This is a genomic window from Planococcus daihaiensis, from assembly GCF_049262615.1.
GTDB lineage: Bacteria > Bacillota > Bacilli > Bacillales_A > Planococcaceae > Planococcus.
Genome location: NZ_CP175504.1, coordinates 1,113,168 through 1,138,057 on the forward strand (window position 1 = coordinate 1,113,168; position 24,890 = coordinate 1,138,057).

Annotated in this window: 19 protein-coding genes; 3 read left to right on the forward strand and 16 right to left on the reverse strand. The window is 45.7% G+C overall.

Translation table 11 applies throughout. The features are described 5' to 3' along the window. Positions 1-22: 22 nt before the first annotated feature. The 16 genes from DHX103_RS05270 to DHX103_RS05345 form a co-directional block, all read right to left on the reverse strand. Positions 23-853, reverse strand: coding sequence for a phytoene/squalene synthase family protein (locus DHX103_RS05270; protein WP_422124228.1), 831 nt, complete (start codon positions 851-853; stop codon positions 23-25). Beyond that, a complete protein-coding gene (locus DHX103_RS05275; protein WP_422124229.1) occupies positions 853-2,310 on the reverse strand; it encodes a phytoene desaturase family protein in 1,458 nt (485 codons plus the stop codon). Before DHX103_RS05275 ends, DHX103_RS05270 begins: the two co-directional genes overlap by 1 nt. Then, complete coding sequence (locus tag DHX103_RS05280) at positions 2,307-3,833, reverse strand: phytoene desaturase family protein (RefSeq protein ID WP_422124230.1); 1,527 nt, start codon at positions 3,831-3,833, stop codon at positions 2,307-2,309. Before DHX103_RS05280 ends, DHX103_RS05275 begins: the two co-directional genes overlap by 4 nt. Before the next feature lie 309 nt (positions 3,834-4,142). Further along, positions 4,143-5,588 (reverse strand): DEAD/DEAH box helicase, encoded by a 1,446-nt coding sequence (locus DHX103_RS05285; RefSeq protein ID WP_422124231.1) that lies wholly within the window; start codon positions 5,586-5,588, stop codon positions 4,143-4,145. A gap of 105 nt (positions 5,589-5,693) precedes the next feature. Beyond that, on the reverse strand, positions 5,694-7,565 hold the full coding sequence (locus DHX103_RS05290; protein WP_422124232.1) for an alpha-E domain-containing protein: 1,872 nt from the start codon (positions 7,563-7,565) through the stop codon (positions 5,694-5,696). Then, complete coding sequence (locus DHX103_RS05295) at positions 7,566-9,026, reverse strand: circularly permuted type 2 ATP-grasp protein (RefSeq protein WP_422124233.1); 1,461 nt, start codon at positions 9,024-9,026, stop codon at positions 7,566-7,568. It abuts the gene before it with no gap. Positions 9,027-9,154: 128 nt separating this feature from the next. Continuing rightward, positions 9,155-9,661 carry a hypothetical protein gene (locus tag DHX103_RS05300; protein ID WP_422124234.1) on the reverse strand — a complete coding sequence of 169 codons (507 nt, stop codon included), beginning with the start codon at positions 9,659-9,661 and terminating at the stop codon, positions 9,155-9,157. Between the two features lie 138 nt (positions 9,662-9,799). Continuing rightward, the gene (locus tag DHX103_RS05305; protein ID WP_422124235.1) at positions 9,800-10,702 is read right to left on the reverse strand and encodes an HD-GYP domain-containing protein; all 903 of its coding nucleotides are present in this window, start codon (positions 10,700-10,702) and stop codon (positions 9,800-9,802) included. Positions 10,703-10,790: 88 nt separating this feature from the next. Next, positions 10,791-11,231 (reverse strand): hypothetical protein, encoded by a 441-nt coding sequence (locus tag DHX103_RS05310; RefSeq protein ID WP_422124236.1) that lies wholly within the window; start codon positions 11,229-11,231, stop codon positions 10,791-10,793. A gap of 221 nt (positions 11,232-11,452) precedes the next feature. After that, complete coding sequence (locus DHX103_RS05315) at positions 11,453-12,940, reverse strand: glutamate synthase subunit beta (protein WP_422124237.1); 1,488 nt, start codon at positions 12,938-12,940, stop codon at positions 11,453-11,455. 39 nt (positions 12,941-12,979) lie between these two features. Continuing rightward, a complete protein-coding gene (gene gltB / locus DHX103_RS05320; protein WP_422124238.1) occupies positions 12,980-17,566 on the reverse strand; it encodes a glutamate synthase large subunit in 4,587 nt (1,528 codons plus the stop codon). 159 nt (positions 17,567-17,725) lie between these two features. Then, complete coding sequence (gene recQ, locus DHX103_RS05325) at positions 17,726-19,498, reverse strand: DNA helicase RecQ (RefSeq protein WP_422124239.1); 1,773 nt, start codon at positions 19,496-19,498, stop codon at positions 17,726-17,728. Between the two features lie 123 nt (positions 19,499-19,621). After that, the gene (locus DHX103_RS05330; RefSeq protein ID WP_422124240.1) at positions 19,622-20,407 is read right to left on the reverse strand and encodes an SDR family oxidoreductase; all 786 of its coding nucleotides are present in this window, start codon (positions 20,405-20,407) and stop codon (positions 19,622-19,624) included. A 117-nt stretch (positions 20,408-20,524) separates the two neighbouring features. Next, complete coding sequence (locus DHX103_RS05335) at positions 20,525-21,037, reverse strand: hypothetical protein (RefSeq protein WP_422124241.1); 513 nt, start codon at positions 21,035-21,037, stop codon at positions 20,525-20,527. A gap of 207 nt (positions 21,038-21,244) precedes the next feature. Beyond that, positions 21,245-21,601 (reverse strand): helix-turn-helix domain-containing protein, encoded by a 357-nt coding sequence (locus DHX103_RS05340; RefSeq protein WP_422124242.1) that lies wholly within the window; start codon positions 21,599-21,601, stop codon positions 21,245-21,247. A gap of 332 nt (positions 21,602-21,933) precedes the next feature. Further along, on the reverse strand, positions 21,934-22,578 hold the full coding sequence (locus DHX103_RS05345) for a pentapeptide repeat-containing protein (RefSeq protein ID WP_422124243.1): 645 nt from the start codon (positions 22,576-22,578) through the stop codon (positions 21,934-21,936). A 130-nt stretch (positions 22,579-22,708) separates the two neighbouring features. Here DHX103_RS05345 and DHX103_RS05350 point away from each other — a divergent pair, with 130 nt between their 5' ends. Genes DHX103_RS05350 through DHX103_RS05360 form a run of 3 tightly spaced genes read left to right on the forward strand, consistent with a single transcriptional unit; the run spans position 22,709 to position 24,835 of the window. Beyond that, complete coding sequence (locus DHX103_RS05350; RefSeq protein ID WP_422124244.1) at positions 22,709-23,404, forward strand: DUF1538 domain-containing protein; 696 nt, start codon at positions 22,709-22,711, stop codon at positions 23,402-23,404. Then, on the forward strand, positions 23,404-24,147 hold the full coding sequence (locus tag DHX103_RS05355) for a DUF1538 domain-containing protein (RefSeq protein WP_422124245.1): 744 nt from the start codon (positions 23,404-23,406) through the stop codon (positions 24,145-24,147). The genes DHX103_RS05350 and DHX103_RS05355 overlap by 1 nt, the downstream gene beginning before the upstream one ends. After that, the gene (locus tag DHX103_RS05360) at positions 24,131-24,835 is read left to right on the forward strand and encodes a P-II family nitrogen regulator (RefSeq protein WP_422124246.1); all 705 of its coding nucleotides are present in this window, start codon (positions 24,131-24,133) and stop codon (positions 24,833-24,835) included. The genes DHX103_RS05355 and DHX103_RS05360 overlap by 17 nt, the downstream gene beginning before the upstream one ends. Positions 24,836-24,890: the final 55 nt, after the last annotated feature.

Here is a 24,890-nt window from a genome sequence, read left to right on the forward strand (position 1 = left end):
TTTTACGTTTATTCATTTCATCCTATAAATAGGCAAGGATTTGTTGTTTCGAATGGTCCGGCACAAAATGCTTTTGCCCGAACACATTATAATCTTTTTTGCGGATGGTTGTCAGGATTTCCCGATAAACCAAGCCTGCCCCTTTTACAGGGATCCGCGAAGTAACTGGATATTCGTTTATTGTTTCAAAAGCTTTTTGATATTGAATTTCAGCTTCCTCCGCCATTTCTTCCCAGACGGCTACGAAAGCCGGAGTGACGACTTTTCTTCGAAGATCGTCCAACTTCAGATTATGTTTTTTCATCAGCTCTGCCGGAAGATAAATGCGTCCCATTTCCAGGTCTTCGTCAATATCCCGCAGAATATTCGTAATTTGCATCGCATAACCGAGTGCAATGGCACCTTCTTTCAGGATTCCCGTTTTCCCTGGGGCGAGGACCGGCAGCAGCATAAGCCCCACTGAACTGGCGACATGATAGCTGTATCCCAGCACTTCTTCCACTGTTTGATAACGTTTTTGCTCTAAATCCATTTCCTGGCCGGCGATCATGCTCCTATAGGCTTCTTCGTCCATGTCATAATTTTTAAAGACATCAGAAAGAGCCAGCCACATGGGATTCGTCGGATCAAAGTCACCATTTAAAAAGTTATGAAATTCCTGTTTAAAGAGAGATAATTGTGCTGCCGGGTCGGTGCCTTCGTCCACAATATCATCCACCATCCTGCAGAATGCATAAATTGCCCAGACGGCTTTTCGGTTGTCCTTTGGCAGCATCGAAAAGCTTTTGTAGAAACTCTTAGAATTGACGGCAATGATCTCTTCGCAATAACGGTATGCCTGATTCAAGTCCATCAAGAATCTCTCCTCTCTCGTAAGGAATCGCGTTCAATTTGTTCGGCCAGTAATTTTGCGCCTTGCATGACAATCGGTATGCCGCCGCCCGGATGAACGGAAGCTCCGACTGCGTACATCCGCTCCACGTCGAATGGTTTTACCTGTGGACGAAATACCCCCGACTGCATCAGCGTGGGTCCAATTCCGAAACTTCCTCCGCGGAATAAACCGAATGTCTCGGCATCAGTTGGCGTCCGGACTTCCATCCACTCGATGGCATCTCTAAGTCCTGGAAACGACAGCTCTTCCATCCGGTCAATCACTCCGTCGATCCATGCTTTTTCATTGTCCCAGTCCACTTCCGAACCGGCAGGCACCGGAATCAGGGTATACAAGACCGCTTTGCCTTCCGGCGCGAGTGAATCATCAATTTTTGATGGATGGAACGTATAGAAAGCAGGATCTTCAGGTTTCTGCTTGTTCGTAAAAACATCTTTCATATGCTTGGCATAATCATTGCCAATAAAGAATTGATGGACATTCACGTCGCTATAAACACGATCAAGCCCAAAATACAACAAGAGGCAGGCGGAAGACGGCACAAACTTTTTAGACTTCCGCTCCGGCATGAGGCGGGAAACCGTCGGGAAATCGCCGTTATAGACGACAGCATCAAAATCTTCTCTTCCCGTTCCCAGTTCCAGTCCTCTTGCCGCTCCATTTTCAATAATGATCCTCTTGACCATTTCCCCTTTGCGAATGGTGACATTCGATCGGGTCTTCAAGTTTTTCTCAAGCAGCGGCACAATGCTTGCGTATCCGCCTTTCAAATAATGGACGCCATGTTCGTGTTCACTGAAAGGAACCAGTGAATACATGCCCGGTGCGCTGAATGGATCTCCACCGATATATAATGTCTGCAGCGTATAAGCCAATTGAAGACGCTCATCTGTGAAATAGCGAGCCATCAATTGTTTCACAGAAAGCTGCGGCTTCAACGCCAGCAGGTTTTTAACGTTGCCCGGTGTGAAGAATTCTTTTTTCCGAACAAAGGAATGCTCTAGGAATGCGGATTTGCCAATAGCAAAACGCTCTCGGCCTTCTGCCATGAATCGCAGGAATCCTTCCTCCTGACCTGGAAATACTCTTGCCACTTCTTCAGCCTGCCGCTTGCTGTCGGGATATTTTGTATACACTTTCCCGTCGTTATAGCGGATTGTATACAGCGGATCGCACAGCAATAATTCATATTGCTCTTTTCCAATTCCCGCTTCGGCCAATAACTCCTGGAACATTTCCGGCAATAAGACGATTGTAGGCCCCTCATCAATTTTAAAACCATCGCGTTCAACAAAATTCATGCGCCCGCCAAGCCGACCCTCTTTTTCGATGATTGTCACTTCATGTCCATTGTTGCTCAAATACAACGCGCCCATCAGGCCGCCGATTCCGCCGCCGATTATTGCGATTTTCATGCAAAGCCCTCCAATGCCGGCAACGGAAGAATCGGGATCCCTGCATTTCCATCTCTCTTTAATATGCCATTTGCGGTGATGCGCGCCGATTCCAGAATGGTTGGCAAACCGCTGCCGGGATGCGTGCCCCCACCGACCAGCCAGCATTGCTTCAGTTCCTCGAATTCATTGTGGGGGCGGAACACCATCATTTGGGTAAGCTGATGGCCAAGATTGAAGGTAGCTCCTTTATAAACTGAATAGTCCTGTTCCCAACCGAAAGGCGTTAATACTTTTTCCACTTCGATATGATCACGCAAGTTTTTAAACTCTGTTTTCTCCTCGATAATATTCAACACGAGCTCGCGGAATTCCTGCTGTTCATTGTCCCAGCCGATGTCGCTGAAATTATTCGGGACCGGCGCCAATATGTAAAGTGCCGACTTTCCTTCCGGTGCGAGCGTCGGATCGGTGACACTTGCGTTCTGGATATAAATCGACGGATCTGCAGACAGCAGTTTTGAGTCCGTAATCTCTTCCACATTCTTTTTGTAATCCTTGGAAAACACGATCGTGTGATGGGACAAATCATATTTTTTATCCAGACCAAGATAAATCATGAAAGTCGAACAGGAATATTTTTTCTTCTCCAGTTTTTCAGGTGTATACTTTTTCAGAACGCCCGGCTCCACCAGATTCGTCATGACATGAGCGAAATCTCCATTGATGATTACGTTATCTGCGGCTTCCCGGCTGCCGTCTTCGAGGTCGACGCCTTTGACGGTGCGGCCTTCAAGCCATAAATTTTTCACGCCTTTGCCGGTATGGATCGTGCCGCCCAGTTCCCGGATCACTTTTGCCATCGATTCGGAAAGCTGGTTGACACCGCCGATCGGATGATAAATGCCGTAAGCATGTTCCATATAAGACAGAATCGTAAAGGCCCCGGGACATTCCCACGGTGACATTCCGAGATATTTGGATTGAAAGGCAAAAGCCAATTTCAGTCTTTCGTCCTTGAAATAACGGGACAGCACATCGTATAGGCTCTTGTTAACTTCCAGCTCAGGCAAAGCCTTCAATACTTTTGGTGAGATCATATGTGAAAATTTATCCATTCGCGTCTGAAGGAGCGGCGAGAGGGCTTCCAGCTTCTTGCCGGTCTCTTTCATAAAACGCATATAGCCTTCGCCACCGCCTTTAAAATCTTTGTCGATTTTCGCCATCATTTCTTCAGCATTGCGCGTCATAACCAATTTCTGATCTTCGAAAATCAATTCATACATCGGATCCAATTCCACCGGTTCCATATAATCAGCCAGTTTCCGGCCAGCCACTTCAAACAGTTCTTCCACTATATGAAGCATGCTCAAAAAAGTCGGGCCCGTATCAAAAGTGAAGTCGCCGAGCTTCAATGCTGCATTGCGCCCGCCAACGCGTTCATTTTTCTCATAAATATCAACCTGGTAGCCTTTCGCCGCCATCAGCATACCGGCAGCCAAACCACCGGGACCTGCACCAATGATTACTATTCTTCTCGTCATATGATTACCCCATTTTATAATTCTTTAGTTATATATAATCTATATAAAAATTATACATTATATGAAATAATAAAACTATTATTAAGCATTCAATGAATAGCGAGAATCACGAGATATGCAGGTTCAGGTTCGGCCTGCTCTTTAAAATTCAGAAAAAACTGTTAATTCCATAATACCCTATGTGACGCAAGAAATAACTTCAGAAAGCCCAAAGTTATCCAGATATTTCTAATGATGTTCTTCAATGCTCCGATTCCATGCAGCCAAAATAAAAAACCGCCTCAATTGAGACGGTTCATCGCACACTATTCATTTTTTCGCTTTATGGACTTTCAGGATTTTCCCTTTGACGGGTGTATCTTTCATCGCTTTCAAAACCATCGGGCCTTTGCCGTTGAGGATATCGATGTACGTAACGCCATCCTGGATTTTGATGATGCCGATATCTTCAGCTGTGACACCTGGAATGTTTGTCAATGTGCCGACAAAATCAAAAGCACGCAGTTTTTTCTTCTTCCCACCATTGAAATAGAGTTTCATAATATCCTTGTTCACTTGCTCATTCTTGTTACGCTTGAGCTGCGGACGGCTTTCAAGTTTTTCAGTGAAAGCCTCTTTCGCCGCGTCCACTTCTCCGGAAGAAGGTGCAGCCTTTTCAGGAATGGCAAAGCCGATATAGTCTTCTATTTCCTGCAGGAATTTGTCTTCGTATGGCGTCACAAAACTGATCGCCTTACCGGTTTTTCCAGCACGACCGGTTCGGCCGGCACGGTGGACATAGCTTTCTTTCTCGAGCGGGATATCATAATTGATGACATGAGTAATGCTGTCGATATCAATTCCGCGCGCGGCTACATCCGTTGCCACCAGGTAGCGGAATTCTCCTCGTTTGAAATCATTCATAACTTCGAAACGATCTTCCTGCAACATACCTCCGTGCAATTTATCACAAGTGTAATAATGCTTTTCGAGCTGCTCCATGACGAAGTCGACATTGTCTTTCGTCCGGCAGAAGATGATGCAGCTGTCCGGATTTTCAACGATGGTGACATCGCGGAGCAATGAAAACTTTTGTTTGTCCGCAACGCGGATCAACTGATGCTCAATCTGGTTTTTCAGGGTTTCGGTTGAAGCAATTTCGATATGTTCCGGTGCGTTCATATATTTTTGCTGCAGTTTTTCCACGTTTTCCGGCAAGGTTGCCGAGAAAAGCATCGTCATCCGCTGCTTCGGCAATTTAGTGATGATGGCTTCCACTTGTTCGATAAAGCCCATATTGAGCATTTCATCCGCTTCGTCCAATACCAAAAATTCAATGCGATCGAGTTTCAGCGTGCCGCGTTCGATATGATCGAGCACGCGGCCAGGCGTCCCCACTACCACGTGGCATTTCTGTTTCAGTTCAGCCTGCTGGTAGGCAAACGGCTGCTTACCGTAGACGGCAGCAGCTTTGATGCGTTTAAAACGGCCGACATTGGTGATGTCTTCTTTGACCTGATCGGCGAGTTCCCGTGTAGGCGTCAGCACCAATGCCTGCGGTTTGTTTTCTTCCCAATCGACCATTTCACAAATCGGTATGCCGAAAGCCGCAGTTTTGCCGCTCCCGGTTTGCGACTTCACCGCGATATCGATCTTTTGCATTGCGACAGGAATCACTTTCTCCTGCACTTCGGTCGGTTCCGTATAACCTAAACCTTCGAGTGCCCGTAAAATGGGGTCACTGATATTAAAATCTTTGAATTGCTTGCTGTTCATATATAGAATCTCCTTCTCCGTACAAAACTTCAGATATCACTATTATTGCACGGATTTTATACAATCTCCATTAAACGATTATTAAGTTTAATGAAAATAGAAGGTTCATTGATCCAGAAGGCTGACAGAAACTTTAACATCCAGGGATTGGCTGCCGCCGCGATAGACGCCTTGCACTGGGCTGACATCGTTATAATCGCGTCCCACCCCGACACGAATATGGTTTTCAAGCGCTTCGATGTTATTTGTCGGATCAAGCCCTACCCAGCCGACGCCTGGAACCATAACTTCTGCCCACGCATGGCTTGCGGCATCGCCGACCAGTGCCGAATTTTCACCGACATATAAATAACCGCTGACATAGCGAGCCGGAATGTGCTTGCTTCTCAGGATTCCCAACATGACGTGGGTAATATCCTGGCACACGCCTTTTCGCAGATCGAATGATTCCGAAGCTTTTGTGTAAACGTCTGTTGATTCGCCGTCATACGTAAAGTGGTCATGGATATACCCCATTACTTCGATGGCGTATTGAACCGGATTCTCAATCTGGCCCAGCTCGCGGTCAACCTGCGTAATCTGTTCCGGATTCAAATACGTGTAAGCGGTGTTGCTGAGGTACGCCAAATAATGTTCGCTGAATAATTTCGAATGAAAAATTGCGCGCATTTCCGGTGAATAATCAATTTGATGAATGAATGGACTTTTTTGTATGCTGACGATGGAAGTCGTTTTCACTTCCAGATGCTGGTGATGTTCAGCTATAAAGAAAGTCTCCACATTATTGCCCCAAATGTCGATATGCTCTTTCGTCAAAGAAGCGGGCATAATTTCAGCACGGTATTCCAGTAAGCGCTGGACCTCATCAGTCCTCGGTTTCAACCTGATTGAATTCATGCTTTGGTCAACAACGGTATCGTATTCGAAAACATTAGTATGCTCGATTTTATATTTCATGGATGTTATTCCTTTCGCATTCGCTGTCTGATTTTGAGTGCTCATGTAGTTTTCGGTTTCCGGGTCGATGAGGTAATAAGTTTTCGAAAAGATCTTGCCGATTTCATTGCAGCCATCCTGGAAATCATTTAAGAAGTTCATCATGTCCTCAGGTTCGAGTTCCTGAAAATTAAACCTGTCGAAATCAGCCGTCAATTCATCGATTTTCGCGAATAACTCCCAGGAGTAATGAGAAACTTTCCCCTCCTCCAATTTGACGATTGCTTCCCGCATATGATCCAGGCAATAGCGGATGGACCTCGGGAATGAAGGGTTCGAAACCAGAAACGACAGGACCAGCGATGGATTCATTTTTGGCGGATTAGCTTTTAAATAGGCATCATAGCCATTGGTCATCCGAAGAGCCGCCAGCCAGTAATAATAATCTTCTGATTGATGTGCCTTCGCACGCGCCACTGTTCTTTCACAAACAACATTCAGGATACGCGTCGTTTTCTCAGCACGTTCGAGCCATTTGCCGATTTTGATCATTTGATATTCGACTCCGCGCGACATCGAAGATTCTATAATGCCCTGGGAAGTTAATGCCGTATTTTTGACTTTCTGTAAAAACTTCCTCATTTCATGGACCGTCATCGTTTCCGTATCCATTTCCTGCAAACTCAAATAACATCTGTTCCAGACTTCCCAATAATCGTCTGTGATGTGGTCACGGCTCATCCGGGCGTTTTCACGGATAAAGCGCACACAGCTGGCAACAGAATTAAAGTTGTCTTCTTCCATTGCAAGATAATGGACCAGCCGATCTTCATTAAAAGCCGGCAGGGATTTGATATATTCCATCATATCCGTTGAAGCACAAATTTCAAATATAAGCTTCCAATCTTCTGCACGGACCAATTCTTCATCCGATGCTTCTATCATCTGCAATAATTGCACATCCAGAATGCGCGCATTATTCTCCGCACGTTCCGCGTTTCTTGACAGCCAGTATAACGAATTTGCCACTCGACTCAACATTCAGGAATCCCCTCCTTCTTCTTCTTTTTTCTTGAAGACCCAAGTATCTTTTCCGCCGCCGCCTTGTGAAGAGTTGACCACGAGCGAGCCTTCTTTCAGCGCAACGCGCGACAAGCCGCCCGGCAGGACATTCGTTTCTTTTCCTCGCATGACGAATACCCTCAAATCCACGTGGCAGGGGTAGAATTTATCTCCCTGATAGGCAGGTGCGCGTGATAACTTGATCGTCGGCTGTGCAATATATTGATGCGGCGCTTCAATGATTTTCTCACGGAAAATCTCGATCATTTCCTTTGAAGCGTGAGGGCCGACAAGCATATCGTACCCCCCCGAAGCACCAACATTTTTCACAACGAGTTCCTCCAGATGGTCGAGTACCCATTCTCTTTCTTCTTCATTTTCCAGCAAGTACGTTTTCACATTGTCGATCAAAGGCTCTTCTTTCAGATAATAGCGGATCATTTCAGGAACGTACACATAGATTGCCTTGTCATCAGCTACTCCATTCCCGATCCCATTGAGTATGGCTACATTGCCATGTTTATAGGCCTGCAGCAAACCCGGCACACCCAGGGCAGAATCTTCATTGAATGCTTCAGGATCCAGAAAATCATCATCAATCCGGCGATAGATGATATCCACTCTTTTCAAGCCGCGGATTGATTTCATATAGACAACGTTCTTTTTCACAACCAGGTCACGACCTTCAACAAGGGCGATTCCCATTTGCTGGGCCAGGAAAAGATGGTCGTAATAAGCAGAATTATACATCCCTGGCGTCAATAAAACGGCAAAAGGCTTGCCTTTTTGAGATGCCGGCGCATGGTCAAGGATTGCCTGGTGCATATGGGTCATCTGATGCTCAAGCGTCTGGACCGAATGGTTGGCGAAAAACTCCGGATAAACCTGCCTCATCACATAACGATTCTGGTAGACATAAGACATTCCCGAAGGATTGCGGAGATTATCTTCAAGCACATGATATTTCCCGTACTCATCGCGTATCAGATCAATGCCGGCCAGAAAAATATGGTTTTTCAAAGGGATATCAATCCCTTTTACCTGCTTTTCATAATAATATGGATTATCCTCCACCAGATTTCTTGGCACTATGCCATCATCCAGAATACGCTGTTCCCCGTATACATCTTCGAGGAAAAGATTCAGCGCTTCTGCGCGCTGAATCATCCCCTTTTCCACTAATCCCCATTCTTCAGGCGGAATGATAATTGGCACAAAATCGAAGGGCATCGTCCGTTCAGTTCCGACATTATTATTGTAGACCGTGAACGTGATCCCTTGTCTGAGAAATGACAGTTGGGCGGTTTCGTGTTTTTCGCGCAATTCCTCTTCACTGAAATGCTGGAGCAATTGAAAGAAGTTTTGATAATGGGGCTTTGGTTGTTTATTCTCTTCGAACATTTCATCAAAAAATGGTTTTACCGAGTAAGATTGAAACATAATTCCCCTCCTCATTATTTTTCGTAATATTCTGTTATTTTTGGGTAAAAAAAACTACCCCTCACAGGCTGCGAGTGGTAGCTTGATAATTTAAGCTTCTCATTCACTTATCAAAGCTTTTTTCGCCTTTATTCCTTTTTCGACAAATCTTCGTCATTCCCTTTTTTCAGGGAGTCGGAATATTCCGTGCTGCCGCCAAAAGCGCCGCCGCTCGGAGTCGAACTCTCCGAAGAACTGCCCGTCCCTTGTGAGCCGCTTGGCTTAGAAGTATCTGAACCGGTAGATGATCCAGAACCGCTCTTCGATTTATCTCCGACTTCATCTTGCAATGTTTTGTCCGCTTTATCCAGCATGTCTTTCTCTTTGTCCATCATTTTCTGCTGGTTATCAATTGCGGTTTTGACTTGGTCGACTGCCTTAGAAACGTACGGCTTTGCTTTATCGACCATGCCGCCCGACTGTTCGTTAAAGCGGTCCAAACCTTTTTTCACATTTTCTTTCAGATTGCCGGATTGAGACGTATTTGTAGAAGTGCCGTTCGAATCCACTTTCTTCTGTGCCATTGCAGATCCGATTGCGGCACCTATCCCTAATAATACTAATTTACCGAATATGCCGCCTGAACGCTTTGCCATTTGAATCTCTCCTTTATCAGTATTGGAATACACTGTGTTCTTATTATTTACTAATTCAGGGTATTCTAAACATTTTCTACAGGAAAAAAGACACCTCAAATATTTATTCGGTGCCTTTAGTCCATGTAATTCCTCTTATTAAATTTTACCTTCCTGCTTAAGTACCTCTTCAAAAGCATTTACAACGGCGGGGTCATATTGAATTCCTGACAGACTGCGAATTTCAGCCATGGCAAAATCAGCAGCATAGGCTTTGCGATAAGATCGGTCTTCCGTCATCGCGTCAAATGTATCGCAAACTCCGATAATTTTGGCTTCCAGAAGAATTTCATCCGCACCTAAGCCCAAAGGATAGCCTCTGCCGTCGATTCGTTCGTGATGCTGTTCGACAATTTCAGCTAGATCAGCGTAAGCCGTTTTCCGAAGCATGTCTGCACCATCTCCTGGGTGTTTTTTGATCATCGCAAACTCTTCATCAGTCAATTTCCCTGCTTTATTTAGAACTTCCTCAGGTACATTGATTTTTCCAATATCATGGAGAATGGAAGCAAGAAACAGCCTTTCAAGATCACCAATTTTAAAATTCATTTTTTTTGCAGTTTTTAAAGTATAATTGCTTACTCGCTCACTATGATTATAGGTATAGCGATCTTTCTTTTCCACAGATTCTGCAACATTGCGAAGTTCTTGAATTCTTTCGCTAAGAGAATGAAACACTAAAATATTTGAGATTGACATAAAACTTACATCAGTTTTTGCTCTGAGGTGAACCGGCTCTTCAAGGTTACTCGCAGAGAAAAAATCATGAGGTCCAAGCAGTTCAAGCTTACCATTAAATTCCACTTCCAATTCTCCATTCAAAATAATGAAAAATTCATGGACATCGGGTTCTTCCCCCGGAAATAAAATCATTAATTTACCTTCTAATACTGTTTGTTTCATAATTTCTATTCCGCCGCCTCTTCCAAGCAAGCTCAAAGTGGTAGACTCGTTATTTACAGTTTCCAAGTACTTTTTCCCCAATACATTGAAGCCTTTCATTAATACACATCCTTCCAAAAAGCACCATGAGAGTATAGAATTTCTATACTCTCATGGTACTCTAAAGAAATTCTATAGACAACTGTATTTACCAGCCCAACACCCTGATAGGATCAATCTCTGCCTCTCGATCGGCAAACTTAATAAATATAAACTCTATTTCAACTTCCAGGCCCGCCGCCTCAGCTTTATCAATGCCTTTGGATGTAATGGTTTCTGCTTTCACTTGCAATTTAGCAATTTCTGCATCTAATTTTTCGTCGTATTTAGTCCATGCTTTTTGGTGTTTCTCAACGTCCGAAGTTTTAGCTTGATCCGCTAAAAATTTTGCTTCCATTTTTTCAGCCTTTACTTGCACTTTCAAGATTTCTTCATCAATTTTTTCGTTCACTTTTTTGACTTTCAAAATAGCTTCCTCTATCTCTGGGCTCATGTCAGGTTCTGTCTCCTGAGCAAACCCTCCCCCTGTAAAGGCGGTAAAAATTAAAAGCAGTGAAATAAGTGCAGCGATGGAATATCTCTTCAACATTCGTTTTCCTCCCTTTTCTCTAATCTAGCCTGCCTTGCAGAATAACTTATAAATGTAAAAGTTATTCTATTCAACTGCAATCCATTCCTTATAAATTATAAATCAACTAGGTATAAAGAACAATATTAGATCTGAATTTTCAGAAATAAAATTTAGAATCACTGCCAAAAAGCGCAGGAATTATCGAGCTTTCCCTGCGCTTTTATTGTGAAGTATGAATTTTATGGAAGAACTGTTGCACCCATCAAATAGCGGTCGCATTCTCTCGCTGCTTCCCGGCCTTCATTGATCGCCCAGACGATCAAACTTTGACCGCGGCGCACATCGCCCGCCGCAAAAATACCTTCTGAGTTGGTGGTGTATTTTCCGTAATCAGCGCTCACGCATGAGTTCGGCTCAGTCGCCAATTCCATTTGTTGGATCAGCCCCTGCTCCGGTCCGCTGAATCCGATAGCGATCAGCACGAGGTCCGCTTTCCAGACTTTCTCCGTTCCCGCTATTTCTTCGCGGATCCGATTGCCTTCTTCGTCAATCTTCAATTTAACATTTACCGTATGAACTTCTTTTACATTGCCCTTTTCGTCACCGACAAATTTCTTGGTCATGACGGCATAAGCTCTTGGATCTTCTCCGAAAGCAGCAGCCGCTTCTTTATGGCCATATTCCACACGGTGCACTTTCGGGTATTGCGGCCAGGGATTGCCCTGTTCATCGCGAATCGCACCTTTTTTATCGTAGACGTCGAATTGGACGAGGCTTTCACAATCATGGCGGACAGCTGTAGCCAGGCAATCCGTTCCAGTATCGCCGCCTCCAATGACAATCACATGCTTGCCTTTGGCAGAAATATAATTGCCGTCTTCAAAGTTTGAATCCAGCAGGCTCTTCGTGCTCGCATGCAGAAAATCCATCGCGTAATGGATGCCGTCGAGCTCTCGCCCTTCCAATTGAACATTTCTATGAACGGTTGAGCCGGTGCACATAATCACCGAATCAAAATCCGATTTCAGTTTTTCAGCGGCATAATTTTTGCCGATTTCAATATTCGTTTTGAAGGTGATGCCTTCCTGTTTCAGAATATCGACACGGCGAACAACCATTTCATATGGGAGCTTCATTTCCGGTATGCCATAAGTTAGCAAACCGCCCACCCGGTCATTCTTTTCAAAAACAGTGACCCAGTGGCCGGCTTTATTTAATTGTGCAGCTGCCGCAAGACCCGCCGGACCGGAGCCGATGACCGCGACGTGTTTGCCTGTGCGTCTTTCCGGCGGTTCCGGCACGACCCATCCTTCTTCAAAGCCGCGTTCAATAATCGAACGTTCGACTGTTCGGATTGCTACCGGCGGGTCGGTTATGCCGAGAACGCATGATCCTTCGCATGGCGCCGGACAAGCCGTCCCCGTAAACTCCGGAAAATTATTTTTGAGATGTTCGCGGCGGAGCGCTTCTTTCCATTGCCCCCTGTAAACCAAATCGTTCCATTCAGGAATCAGGTGATTAACCGGACAGCCGGTTGTCACCCCTTCCAGTTCCATTCGGGTGTGGCAAGTCGGCACGCCGCAATCCATGCAGCGGGCGCCTTGTTTTTGCACTTCTTCAGTGGATAGCGGAATGGTATAGTCGTTCCAATCGTGCTTCCGTTCTGTCGGATTACGCTCTTTCATTGTTTGTCGGTCATAGTCCATAAATCCTGTGCTCTTTCCCATCGGATCCCTCCTTCATCATTTTTTTGAAATACTGATTTTCTATTTTATCGTTTCTGCTATTTTGCTTTCTTCAAAAGCCGTCATTTCGGCATCGAATTTTGTCATGCCGCTGTCCTCCAACGTGCTGATGCGGTTATTGATCTGCAGATATGCTTTCGGAATGACCCGAACGAATTTTCCGGAGAATATTTCCCAGTGTTCCAAAATCCGCTGTGCATTGGCACTTCCCGTATAACCGTAATGGCTGTCGATCATACTGCGCAGATTTTCAATTTCCTGCGGATCTGCCAGCGGCTGCAAATAAACCATATCCTTATTGCAATACTCGGCGAAATTCTCGCCTTCATCCAGGACATACGCGATGCCGCCGGACATTCCAGCTGCGAAGTTTTTGCCGGTGGCGCCCAGTATCACAACCCGGCCACCCGTCATATACTCACAGCCATGGTCTCCGACGCCTTCCACCACAATATTGGCGCCGCTGTTCCGAACAGCGAAACGCTCTCCTGCAACGCCGTGTATATACGCTTCACCGGCAGAAGCACCATAGAAGGATACATTGCCGATGATAATATTTTTTTCAGGTATAAATGTGGAATCTGCAGCGGGTTTCACGATAATTTTCCCGCCGGACAAGCCTTTGCCGACAAAATCATTGGCATCGCCAATTAACGTCATCGTCATTCCCAGAGGGATGAACGCACCGAAACTTTGGCCTGCCGAACCTTGAAACTTCAGTTTCACCGTGTCTTCCGGCAACCCTTCTGCGCCGTAGCGCCTAGAAATTGCGCTGCCGATAATGGTTCCCGTGGCACGATGAATATTACGGATAGCTGTCGAAAATTCGACCGGCTCACCAGTTTCAATCGCGTTGCGGCATCTTGGCAAGAGCTCCTGATAATCCAAGGTTTGCTGCAAACCGTGATCTTGTTTGACGGTTGCATAGCGTCCGACTTTTTCAGGAAGATCCGGCTGGAAAAGAAGCGCTGATAAATCGACTCTTTTTGCTTTCCAATGATCAATTGCTTCATTTACTTCAAGCACATCGGTTCTGCCAATCATTTCATTGATTGACCGGAAACCGAGCTCCGCCATCAATTCGCGTGCTTCCTGTGCGATAAAGCGCATGAAATTTACGACATGTTCCGGGTCTCCGCCGTATTTTTTACGCAGTTCCGGGTTTTGCGTCGCAATTCCCACTGGACAGGTGTCCATATGGCAAACGCGCATCATGACACAGCCGAGCACGACCAGCGGCGCAGTGGAAAAGCCATATTCTTCTGCTCCAAGCAGAGCCGCCATCACAACATCGCGCCCCGTCATCATCTTGCCGTCCGTTTCCACAACGATGCGGTCACGCAAACCGTTCAATAATAAGGTCTGATGCGTTTCAGCCAAACCGATTTCCCACGGCAGACCGGTATGTTTCAAACTTGTTTTCGGCGCAGCGCCTGTGCCGCCGTCATAACCGCTGATCAATACCAGATCTGCACGGCCTTTTGCGACACCAGCCGCTATCGTTCCAACACCAACCGCTGACACCAGCTTCACGCTGATGCGTGCATATGGATTGGCATTTTTCAGATTGAAGATCAATTCCGCCAAATCTTCGATTGAATAAATATCGTGATGCGGCGGAGGCGAGATCAATTCGACTCCGGTCGTCGAGCCGCGAACTTCTGCAATCCACGGATAGACTTTCTTGCCTGGCAGATGTCCGCCTTCTCCCGGTTTCGCACCTTGCGCAACTTTGATTTGGATTTCGTCAGCGTTCACCAGGTAATGGCTCGTTACACCGAAGCGTCCCGAAGCCACCTGCTTGATCGCACTTCTGCGGTTGGTGCCGTCTTCATCCGGGATAAAGCGGGAAATTTCTTCGCCGCCTTCACCGGAATTGCTGCGGCCACCGATTTTATTCATCGCGACGGCCAGCGCTTCATGCGCTTCTTTGCTGATTGAACCGTACGACATCGCGCCCGTTTTGAAGCGCGCACAAATTTCTTCGACGGTTTCCACTTCTTCCAATGGCACCGCTGTCCGATCCTTGAACTTCAACAGACCGCGCAGGGATTGCAAATTCGCTTTTTCATCCGTCAGAAGCGCAGAATATTTCCGGAACACATTAAAATCATTTGTTCGGCACGCCTGCTGCAACGTATGAATGGTCTTTGGATTGTATTGATGATCTTCCCCGTTTTCGCGGTATTGGAATTCATCTCCGGATTCCAGTTCGCCATCGCTTCCTTCAAGTTCAGGATAAGCTCTGGCATGGCGCATGAGCACCTCTGTACCGATTGTGTCGATTCCAATTCCACCCAGTCTTGAAGAAGTGCGGGTGAAATATTTATCAATGACGTCCATACGAATTCCCACAGCCTCGAAAATTTGAGCCCCGCGGTAACTCTGGATCGTCGAAATGCCCATTTTTGACAGCACTTTGATGATGCCATCTGTAACTGCTTTGATATAACCCTTTTCGGCTTGCCCGTAATCGACGCCTGTAATATCTTCAGTCTCAATTAAGTGATTGATCGTATCCAAAGCCAAATACGGATTGATGCCTTCAGCACCGTACCCTAGAAGAACTGCAAAATGATGCACTTCACGCGGTTCTGCTGATTCCAGCAAAATGCTGACTTTCGTGCGAATACCTTCGCGTATCAGGTGATGATGCAGACCGGAAACGGCCAATAATGCCGGTATTGCGGCATTTTCTTTATCGGCTCCTCTATCAGAAAGAATCAGGAGCGTGGCCCCCTTTTCACAAGCTGCATCCGCTTCGACAAACAGCTCTTCAAGCCGTGTCTCCATCGCTTCGGCGCCGTCTGAAACCGGGAATAAAATCGGCAGCGTCACTGCCTTAAATTCGTCGATTGAGTTATGGCGCAATTTCTCCAACTGAGCGTTGGTAAGCACAGGCGTTTCCAATCGAATATGGCGGCTGCTTTCCGGGGTAGGCTGCACCAGATTGCCTTCTGCTCCGATTGTCGTTTGTGCTGCCGTAATGATCTGTTCACGGATGGCGTCAAGCGGCGGATTCGTCACTTGCGCAAATAATTGTTTAAAGTAATTGTAAAGAAGCTGAGGCTTTTTCGATAATACAGCTAAGGGAGAATCATAGCCCATCGAACCGACAGGATCTTTGCCTTCAGTCGCAAGCGGCTTAATGATCTTCTGAACTTCTTCCATCGTATAGCCGAATGCCAACTGCTGCTTAATCAAGGATTCCGTTACGTCATGGGTAACAGGCTGTTCCGGATCCGCTAAATCGTCCAAATCCAGCATATTTTGTTCCACCCAGTCTTTATACGGCAGTTCCCCTGCAATTTGCATTTTTATTTCTTCATCTGGAATAATTTTTCCTTTTTCAAAGTCTATCAACAGCATTTTGCCGGGACGCAGGCGATCTTTGTAAATGATGTCATCTGCAAAGATATCGAGTGCGCCGACTTCCGACCCCAAAACGATCATGCCGCTCTTGGTTACGTAATAACGCGCCGGACGCAGACCGTTTCGGTCGAGGCAGGCTGCAACCTGGTTGCCGTCAGTAAAGACGAGTGCCGCGGGACCATCCCACGGTTCCATCAACGTGCTGTGGTATTCATAGAAATCCTTTTTCACTTTATTGATTGTCGGATCATTGACCCACGGTTCCGGCACCATCATCATCGCCGTATGGGCGAGCGAACGTCCGGATAAGTGAAGAAATTCAAAACAATTGTCGAACATGGAAGAATCACTGCCGCTTTCATCGATGACCGGCATTAATTTTTTCAGATCTTCTTCGTTGAAATGCGGTGAGGTGCACAGCGCTTGGCGCGCCCGCATCCAATTGACGTTTCCGCGCAGGGTATTAAATTCACCATTGTGGATGGAGTAACGGTTTGGATGGGATCTCTGCCAGCTGGGAAATGTGTTGGTGCTGAAACGAGAGTGGACTAATGCCAACGCCGATTTGAATTCGGGGTGGTTGAGGTCGATGTAGAAAGAATCCAATTGCTCAGGAATAAGCATCCCTTTGTAAACAATTGTTCCAGCTGAAAGGCTGCTGAAATAGACATCTTTGAACTCCGGATCACTGCCCATTTCCTGCTCAATTCTTTTGCGGATGATATAGAGCCTGCGCTCCAAATCCATGCGTCCTTCAAGATCTGCCGCCGCTTCGATGAATACCTGGCGTATAACCGGCTTCGTTTTTGTTGCCACCTTGCCGACAAAAGAATCATTTACCGGAACCGGCCGCCAGCCCAGACATTGCTGGCCTTCTTCTTCAATAATTCGTTGAATAATTTCTTTTGATTTCATCCGGATGTCATAATCCTGGGGCATAAAAATCATGCCGATGCCGTACCGGCCTTCTTCAGGAAGATTAATCCCTTCTTTTTCACATTGTTTTTGGAAAAACCGGTGTGGAATTTGCGTTAAAATTCCTGCTCCATCACCCGTGCTCGTATCAGAAGACTGCCCTCCGCGGTGCTCGAGGTTGCAAAGAATATTTACGGCATTCTGGACAATCGAATGGGATTTTTCACCATTTATATTCGCAATCATTCCAATTCCACAGGCCTCATGTTCCTGGTCGGGATCATAAAGCCCCTGTGCTTTTGGATATTCTCTTTTAGTCATAATGTTTCCCCCTTTAACACAGTGAAGTGTCATAATATTAGGATAGCATATCATAAAAGTTGAATAAATATAAAATTTAGATTAATTTAAATAGTCAAATATTATTGAAAACGCTTTCATTTTTAAATGCAAAAAACCCCTGTCCGAAGACAGAGGCTGCTAGTTATTTACGGGTTCAAATGCGCGGATGGCATCAAGGAAGGCTTCGCCGTATTTCTCGAGTTTATTGGCGCCTACACCATTGACCTCCAGAAATTCTTCTGCGGTCTTGGGCCTTCTCGCACACATATCCTGCAATGATTTATCGGAAAATATAACAAATGGCGGAACGCCGCCTTGATCGGCTAACTCTTTCCGGATTATGCGCAATTCCTCGAAAAGCGGATCGTTGGTGGCAATCTGCTTGGTGACGACTGCACCTTTCCGGAGAACTTGCCGTTTGCCGAGCAGCACATCCCTGCCGCCGTCTGGCACATAAATGGTCGGGAACGAGCCTTGTTCAACTGCCAGCAATTCCTGGGAAATCATGAACTCGATGAAATTGGAGACTTCTTTTGCGCTGTGATGCTTAAGAATGCCGTAAGTGGATAATTTATCAAACCCGAAATCCAGAATTTTTTTATTGCGCGAGCCGGTCAGCACCTGCGCCGTCATCATCTTGCCGAATTTCTGGCCCATGCGGATGACACAGGACAAGACCATTTGAACATCTTTTGTGACATCGAGACTTTCGCGGTCATCAATGCAATTTCCGCAATGGCCGCAATGACCGGCTGCCGTATCCCCGAAATAATGGATGATGAATTGCTGCAGGCAGTTTTCAGTGTGGCAATAATCGACCATTCCCTGCAATTTGACGAGTTCACCTGGAATCCGGCTCGGATCCTGTGCCTGGTCGATCAGAAAGCGCTGGGTCTGCACATCCTGCGACGCGTAAAGGACGATGCATTCACTTGGCAAGCCGTCACGACCGGCACGGCCCGCTTCCTGATAATAGCTTTCCATGTTTTTCGGCAGCTGATAGTGGACGACATAGCGAATATTGCTTTTGTCGATGCCCATACCAAAGGCATTGGTCGCGACCATGACCGTCACTTCGTCGTTAAGGAATTGTTCCTGGCCCTCTCGGCGCTGGGCATCCGGCATGCCAGCATGATATTTCGCCGCTTTAATGCCTTTTTTCAGCAGCATCTCATAAACCGAATCCACCGTTTTGCGCGTGGCAGCATAAATGATGCCCGCCTCCTTGTCGTTTTTCTGAACGTATTCCTTCAGGAAGCGTTCGCGGTCCTGGCCGCGGATTACAGAAAACGTGAGATTCGCGCGTTCAAAACCGGTCATGATGGTGTGGCGTTGTTCTATATTAAGAATGCGGCAAATGTCTTCCCGCACTTGAGGGGTCGCTGTTGCCGTCAGGGCAAGCACGGTCGGATTGTTCGGAAACAGATCCATCATGCGGCTGATCAGGCGGTAGCTTGGACGGAAATCATGGCCCCATTGGGAAATACAATGCGCTTCGTCAACGGCAATGAGCGGAACATGGACGCCCTGCAATTCATTGAGGAACATTTCCGAATCAAGCCGCTCCGGGGCAATATACAATAATTTAATGGCTCCGCGCTGAACATCGTATAAAGTATCCCGCACTTCGTCAAAATCCATCGAACTGTTTATATAAGCAGCGGGAATTCCTGCTGCCAGCAATGCATCCACTTGGTCTTTCATCAATGAAATCAATGGGGATACAACGATTGTCGTCCCTTCCATAACCATGGCCGGAATCTGGTAACACATCGATTTCCCGCCGCCTGTCGGCATGACACAAATCGAATTGGAGCCTTCGAAAACTTGCGAAATTGCTTGTTCCTGGCCGGTACGGAATGTTTCATAACCAAAATAGGTCTGCAGTAATTCTCTTGCTTTTTCCAACAATAGTAAACACTCCTAATACTCGTTTCGTACTGGCTAGCTTACCATATTTCCGGTGTTTTTTCTTTCCTCCGGCATTAAAAAACGCCGGAAGCAAAAGCTTCCGGCTACAGTACTCACTAACATTCAAATTTCAAGATCCCAATGCTTTTGCTCTTCCTCTTTCATCTGTTTTTCGGTTTCAGGCGGATAAACCGTACGGAATTTGTGATGGTCCTGCGGTATTATTTCCACCATTTTATCAATCATATCTTTGGGGTCGAATTGATTCTCCAAAGCCTGATCGGCTTCTTCCATATCTTCTTTTTTGGTGAAATGAACCCTTTCATCATACCATTTCCATTTTGCTTCCGCGCTGCGGTCGTTGAATCCTGTTGCAAATGCCCCGGGATTGATGGTCGCAACCTGAACACCGAAACCTTCCAATTCTTTTCTCATCGTTTTGGCAATCGCTTCTATTGTATGTTTGGTTGCGGTATATGGACCTACATATGGCGTGGACATGATACCGGCCATCGAAGACAGGAAGATGATCTTGCCTTTTCCTTTTCCAACAAATTTCCGGGCTGCTATCTGCGCGGTTTCCAGTGTGCTGAAGACATTCACTTCAAACAGCTCCCGGAAGTTCATCATCGGCACTTCCCCGAGCGGACCGCCTTCATTGACTGCAGCATTAGCTACGAAGATATCAAAATCATAGTCGTTCATCTGCGCAAGATCCTGTGGATTCTTTATGTCCATTTTAAATATGTCCATTTTTACGTTTTCGGCTTCTGCTGCCTCCATCAGCGACGTGACCTGCGGCGCAGTTTCCACCGGTGCGATGACGCGGTGCCCTTTTTTTGCAAGGCCCAGCGCTGTGCCTTTGGCAAGCCCGCTCCCGGCACCCGTAATAAATATTGTTTTTGACATTAAAAATCCCTCCTGAATTTTCTTTTCCTAGTGGATATCTTCCCTTCAAAAATCGGGTTAAACAAAAAATCCGGCAAGATGCTGCATGAGCATCTTGCCGGATTTCTTGAATTCGGGTCATTTCCCCCAATTTTTATTGTCAAATTCATCTGCATATTTCGCGTATTTCGCCAGTGCATCTCTTAAAGATTTTTCATTTTTCGCCAGCATGCGTTCTCGCGTTTTCTTCCGTTTAAAACGCATGCCATAAGCCAATTGCGCTTCTTCAAAGGCCTCATGTAAATTGCGGAATTCCCACGCCACATCGCTATCAGGATCTTTGAGCAGCGACGCCAGCAATGACGTTTTCCTGTAAAGTTCTTCTATTGTATATTGCCCCTGATCCCGGTGCAGCAAACCTGCTACGATGCTTGCCGGCACCTCTTCATCAACCCCTTGCGAAAGATCGGTCAATAGCTGGATCATGGTGCGCCTGTCACTAGCAAGAGACAGGACATAGAAGACATGGGGGATATTTTCGGTAGGGGTGCTTTCGATATAGTCATCTATTTCTTTTATCAATTCTTTCGGCTTGATATGGTCGATAAGAATCCCAAGCCGGTATGTCTCGTATAAGGAGTAACGTTCCATGGATTTATCGCCTGCTTTTCAAAAATTAGCCCTTCCCTCTAAACACATGCAGCAGTATGCCAGTCAGTCGCATTGTTTATATCCTTATTTATGACTTTATCACAAAACCGGTCCGTGCTGACAGCCCGAAGCCAGGCGGCATTTTTCACATAAAAAACTCATTCCAGACACCGGAATGAGTTACTGTGGCGAAAATCCACATATTTATTATGAAGTTACCACACCAAAGCTTCCCATGCGACGCTTTACTTTAATATAAGATGCGGCTTCCGCTATTTCGTCCCGGTTGAGCGGTTTATCATCCAGCATCAAATTATAATCCGCAATGTTTTTTGGATTTTGCAGATCCAGATCGATTATACGATCTTCCCTGTTCAGTATACTGTCGATCGAGACTTCGAAATAATCTGCCAAACGCTCAAGATGACTGACCGAAACTTGTTTCTTCCCGCTTTCGTAAGCCCATACCGTACTTTTTGCAAAACCAATTTCTTCTGCAAGTTTTTCAGGGGAAACCCCTTTTTCTTCACGTAATTGCTTTATCTTTTTGCTTAAATTATCCATTTAATCTAATGCTCCTTTTTTATTAAAATTCTAACTATTTAAAATATACTGTAGATTGTAGAATTTTACAATATTTTTGAATAACATTTATATTTATTTTTGAATATTTTGTGAACTTACTAATTGAACTACTATTAACTAAAACTTAATAACTACGCCTATTGATTCAACTGCGACTTAAATACATGGTGAATCTTGTTCATAATATAATTATATTAATAAAAAATAATAGATATTTGATATAACATTATTCATTTCAATAAATGTTTAATATATACATATATTGAACATAAAAAGCAGGAGCTCTATGCTCCTGCTTCAAAAAAAATCGATCATTCATCATCATTTATGGTCATGCCCAACTGTCTGGCGAATGCCATGGCCTGGTTGGGAGAAACGGTGCAGCCCGCCAGCTTTTCGACGGTCACTTGGATTCTTTCGAACCGATTCGTACTGAGATCAACACCATTCAGATCCGTTTCGGCAAAATTGATGTCTTCCAGATCGCATGCAGTAAATCTTGCTTCTTTCAATTCCGCTTCATAGAAATCTGCCTGCCGCATGGAGCAATTTTCAAATTGCGTGAAAGTGCACAGTGAAAATCCGAACGTGGCATAATTGAGCACACACTCAGTAAAGAGCGTATGCCGGACCCCGGCTTCAGCAAAATTGGTGCCCATCAGCTTGGAATTGCGAAATTCTGTTCGGTGGAAAACGCAGCGCGAGAAATCAGCGTTTGATAGATCACAATTTATGAAGACGACATCCACAAATTCACTGCGGGGCCAGGCTATTTCGACAAAATTGACGTTTTCGAAGACCACAGTATCGATGTGCAGAGCTCCCGTTGGTTCAAACTCAATGGATTCCTGTTGAATTTTGCAATTTGTTATGTAATGGTCATCCAGCGCTTTTCCGAAAATACTTTGTGTCAATTCTGATGGGATTTTAGGCTCCGCTCTTTTTAACTTGCTCATAGCAATCCTCCTGTTTTATGTAAATCGGTCCACGTTATGCTCTTTACGCCTTACCGTTTCCTATTTTTAAATAAGTTTACAGCAAAATCCCATAGGGAATAACAGGAAAAAGCAGAAAAGGAGCGACAGGATGGATAATGTAAAAAGCACCTTTAAAGAAGTAGTAGCTGCCATTATGCCTGTTACCATTGTAGTCATCTTGCTGCAGATTGCAATTATACGCCTGCCACTGGAAGCTGTGCTTCAATTTCTTATCGGTGTTTTTTTTGTAAGCATTGGCTTTTTCCTGTTTCTTTTGGGCGTGAATGCCGGCCTTTTGCCAATTGGCGAAATGATCGGCAAGCGTCTGCCGAAAACAAAAAACGCCTGGCTGATTATTGGCACAGGATTTTTACTTGGCATCGTTGTAACGGTTGCAGAACCAGATCTTCGTGTCTTAGCAACTCAAATCGATAATGTTTCCGATGGGGAAATCAGTGCGGCCGTCCTGATTCTTTCCGTTTCACTCGGATTGGCCATTTTCGTAGGACTCGCCATGATTCGAACCCTGTTCAATATACCGCTTCGTTGGGTTCTGCTTGGCGGCTATGCTGCCATCTTCGGATTATCCTTCTTTGTTCCCGAAGCCTTTGTTCCGATTTCCTTTGATGCGGGGGGCGTTACCACTGGGCCAATGGCAGTTCCTTTTATCCTCGCGCTCGGCGTCGGTGTCGCGTCTTCCCTGAGATCCCGCGATTCTGAGGACGGAACGGAAGGTTTCGGCCTGATCGGCCTTGCGTCGATCGGACCGGTTCTGGCCGTCATGATCCTGGGGGTGATTTTCTGATGGAAATCCATGTTTTCCAGGGGTTTGGCGGAGTCCTGCAGGAAGTTGCATTGGCGCTTGTGCCTCTATTCATCTTCTTTGCCGTCTTTCAGATTTTTATGCTAAAATTGCCAGTCCAAAGGCTCGTCCAGGTTGGCATTGGTTTTATCTCAACTTTTCTTGGCCTGTCATTTTTTTTGCAAGGCGTCCACGTCGGATTTATGCCGGTCGGCGAATTGATGGGCCAATCGCTTGGTGAAGGAAACACAAGATGGTTTCTCATTTTCATCGGCTTTGTTCTCGGCTTTGCTGCAACATTCGCTGAACCTGCCGTAAGCATCATGAACAAAGAAGTCGATGAAGTGACAGGCGGTTATATTTCTGAAAAAGTGATGCTTTATACTTTATCTTTTGGCGTAGGCATATCCATTGCTTTATCGATGCTGCGAATTCTGTCAGGAATATCGCTTTGGTACTTCTTAATTCCCGGCTATGCAATCGTCTTCATACTGATATTTATGTCCCGGGATATTTTTATTGCGATCGCTTTTGATTCCGGAGGAGTTGCAACAGGCCCCATGACCGTTACTTTCATCTCCTCTCTCGCAGTAGGCGTAGCTTCTGTGACAGAAGGCCGGAATCCACTGGAAGACGGGTTTGGCATGATTGCGCTGGTGGCATTGACGCCGATAATTGCAGTGCTTATTCTGGGGCTAATCTTTAATAGGAAAGGCGGGAAAAAAACCGATGAATCTCAACCATAAATTAATGATTGCGATCGTTAAAAGAGGGTACTCACGGCCGGTGATAACCGAAGCAAAAAAAGCCGGTGCTGATGGAGCCACAATTATATACGGAGAAGGAATCGGAAGAAATGAAAAACCCACTTTCCTTGGACTTCCCCTAACCCATGAAAAAGATGTGATTTTCATCGCCATCGATGGCGATAATGAAGCACCGATCACCGAAGCTGTGAGCCGCGAAGGCAAATTAGGGAAATCAGGATATGGGCTGGGATTTACTGTTCATCTGAGCAAATTACTTGGTGTCCCGCATTTGTCGCACCGCACAGACGATCGAAAAAAAAAGAAAGGGGCGGAAGTTATGGAGAATGCGTTGAATGAATTCCAATTGATCGTCACCATCGTCAACTCGGGCGATTCCCAAAAAGTTATCAAAGCGGCAGCTGATGCCGGAGCAGAAGGCGGGACGATTTTAAATGGCCGCGGCACCGGCGTCAACGAACAGCAAACCTTCATGAACTTCACCATTGATCCGGAGAAAGATGTAATCCTGACATTGGTGCCTTCCACCTATGCAGCAAAGGTTGTCAGCCATATCGAAGAAGCAGTAGACTTGAACGCGCCAGGACGCGGCATCGCCTTTCTCATCGATGTCGAGAATGTTTTCGGCGTCAATCACTCGTCGCTGGATTTTAAATCAGAAAAGTGACGGCGCCCGTTTAGCTCTGAAAGGCATAAGACGGGATAGCGGAGCGGCGTTCTTT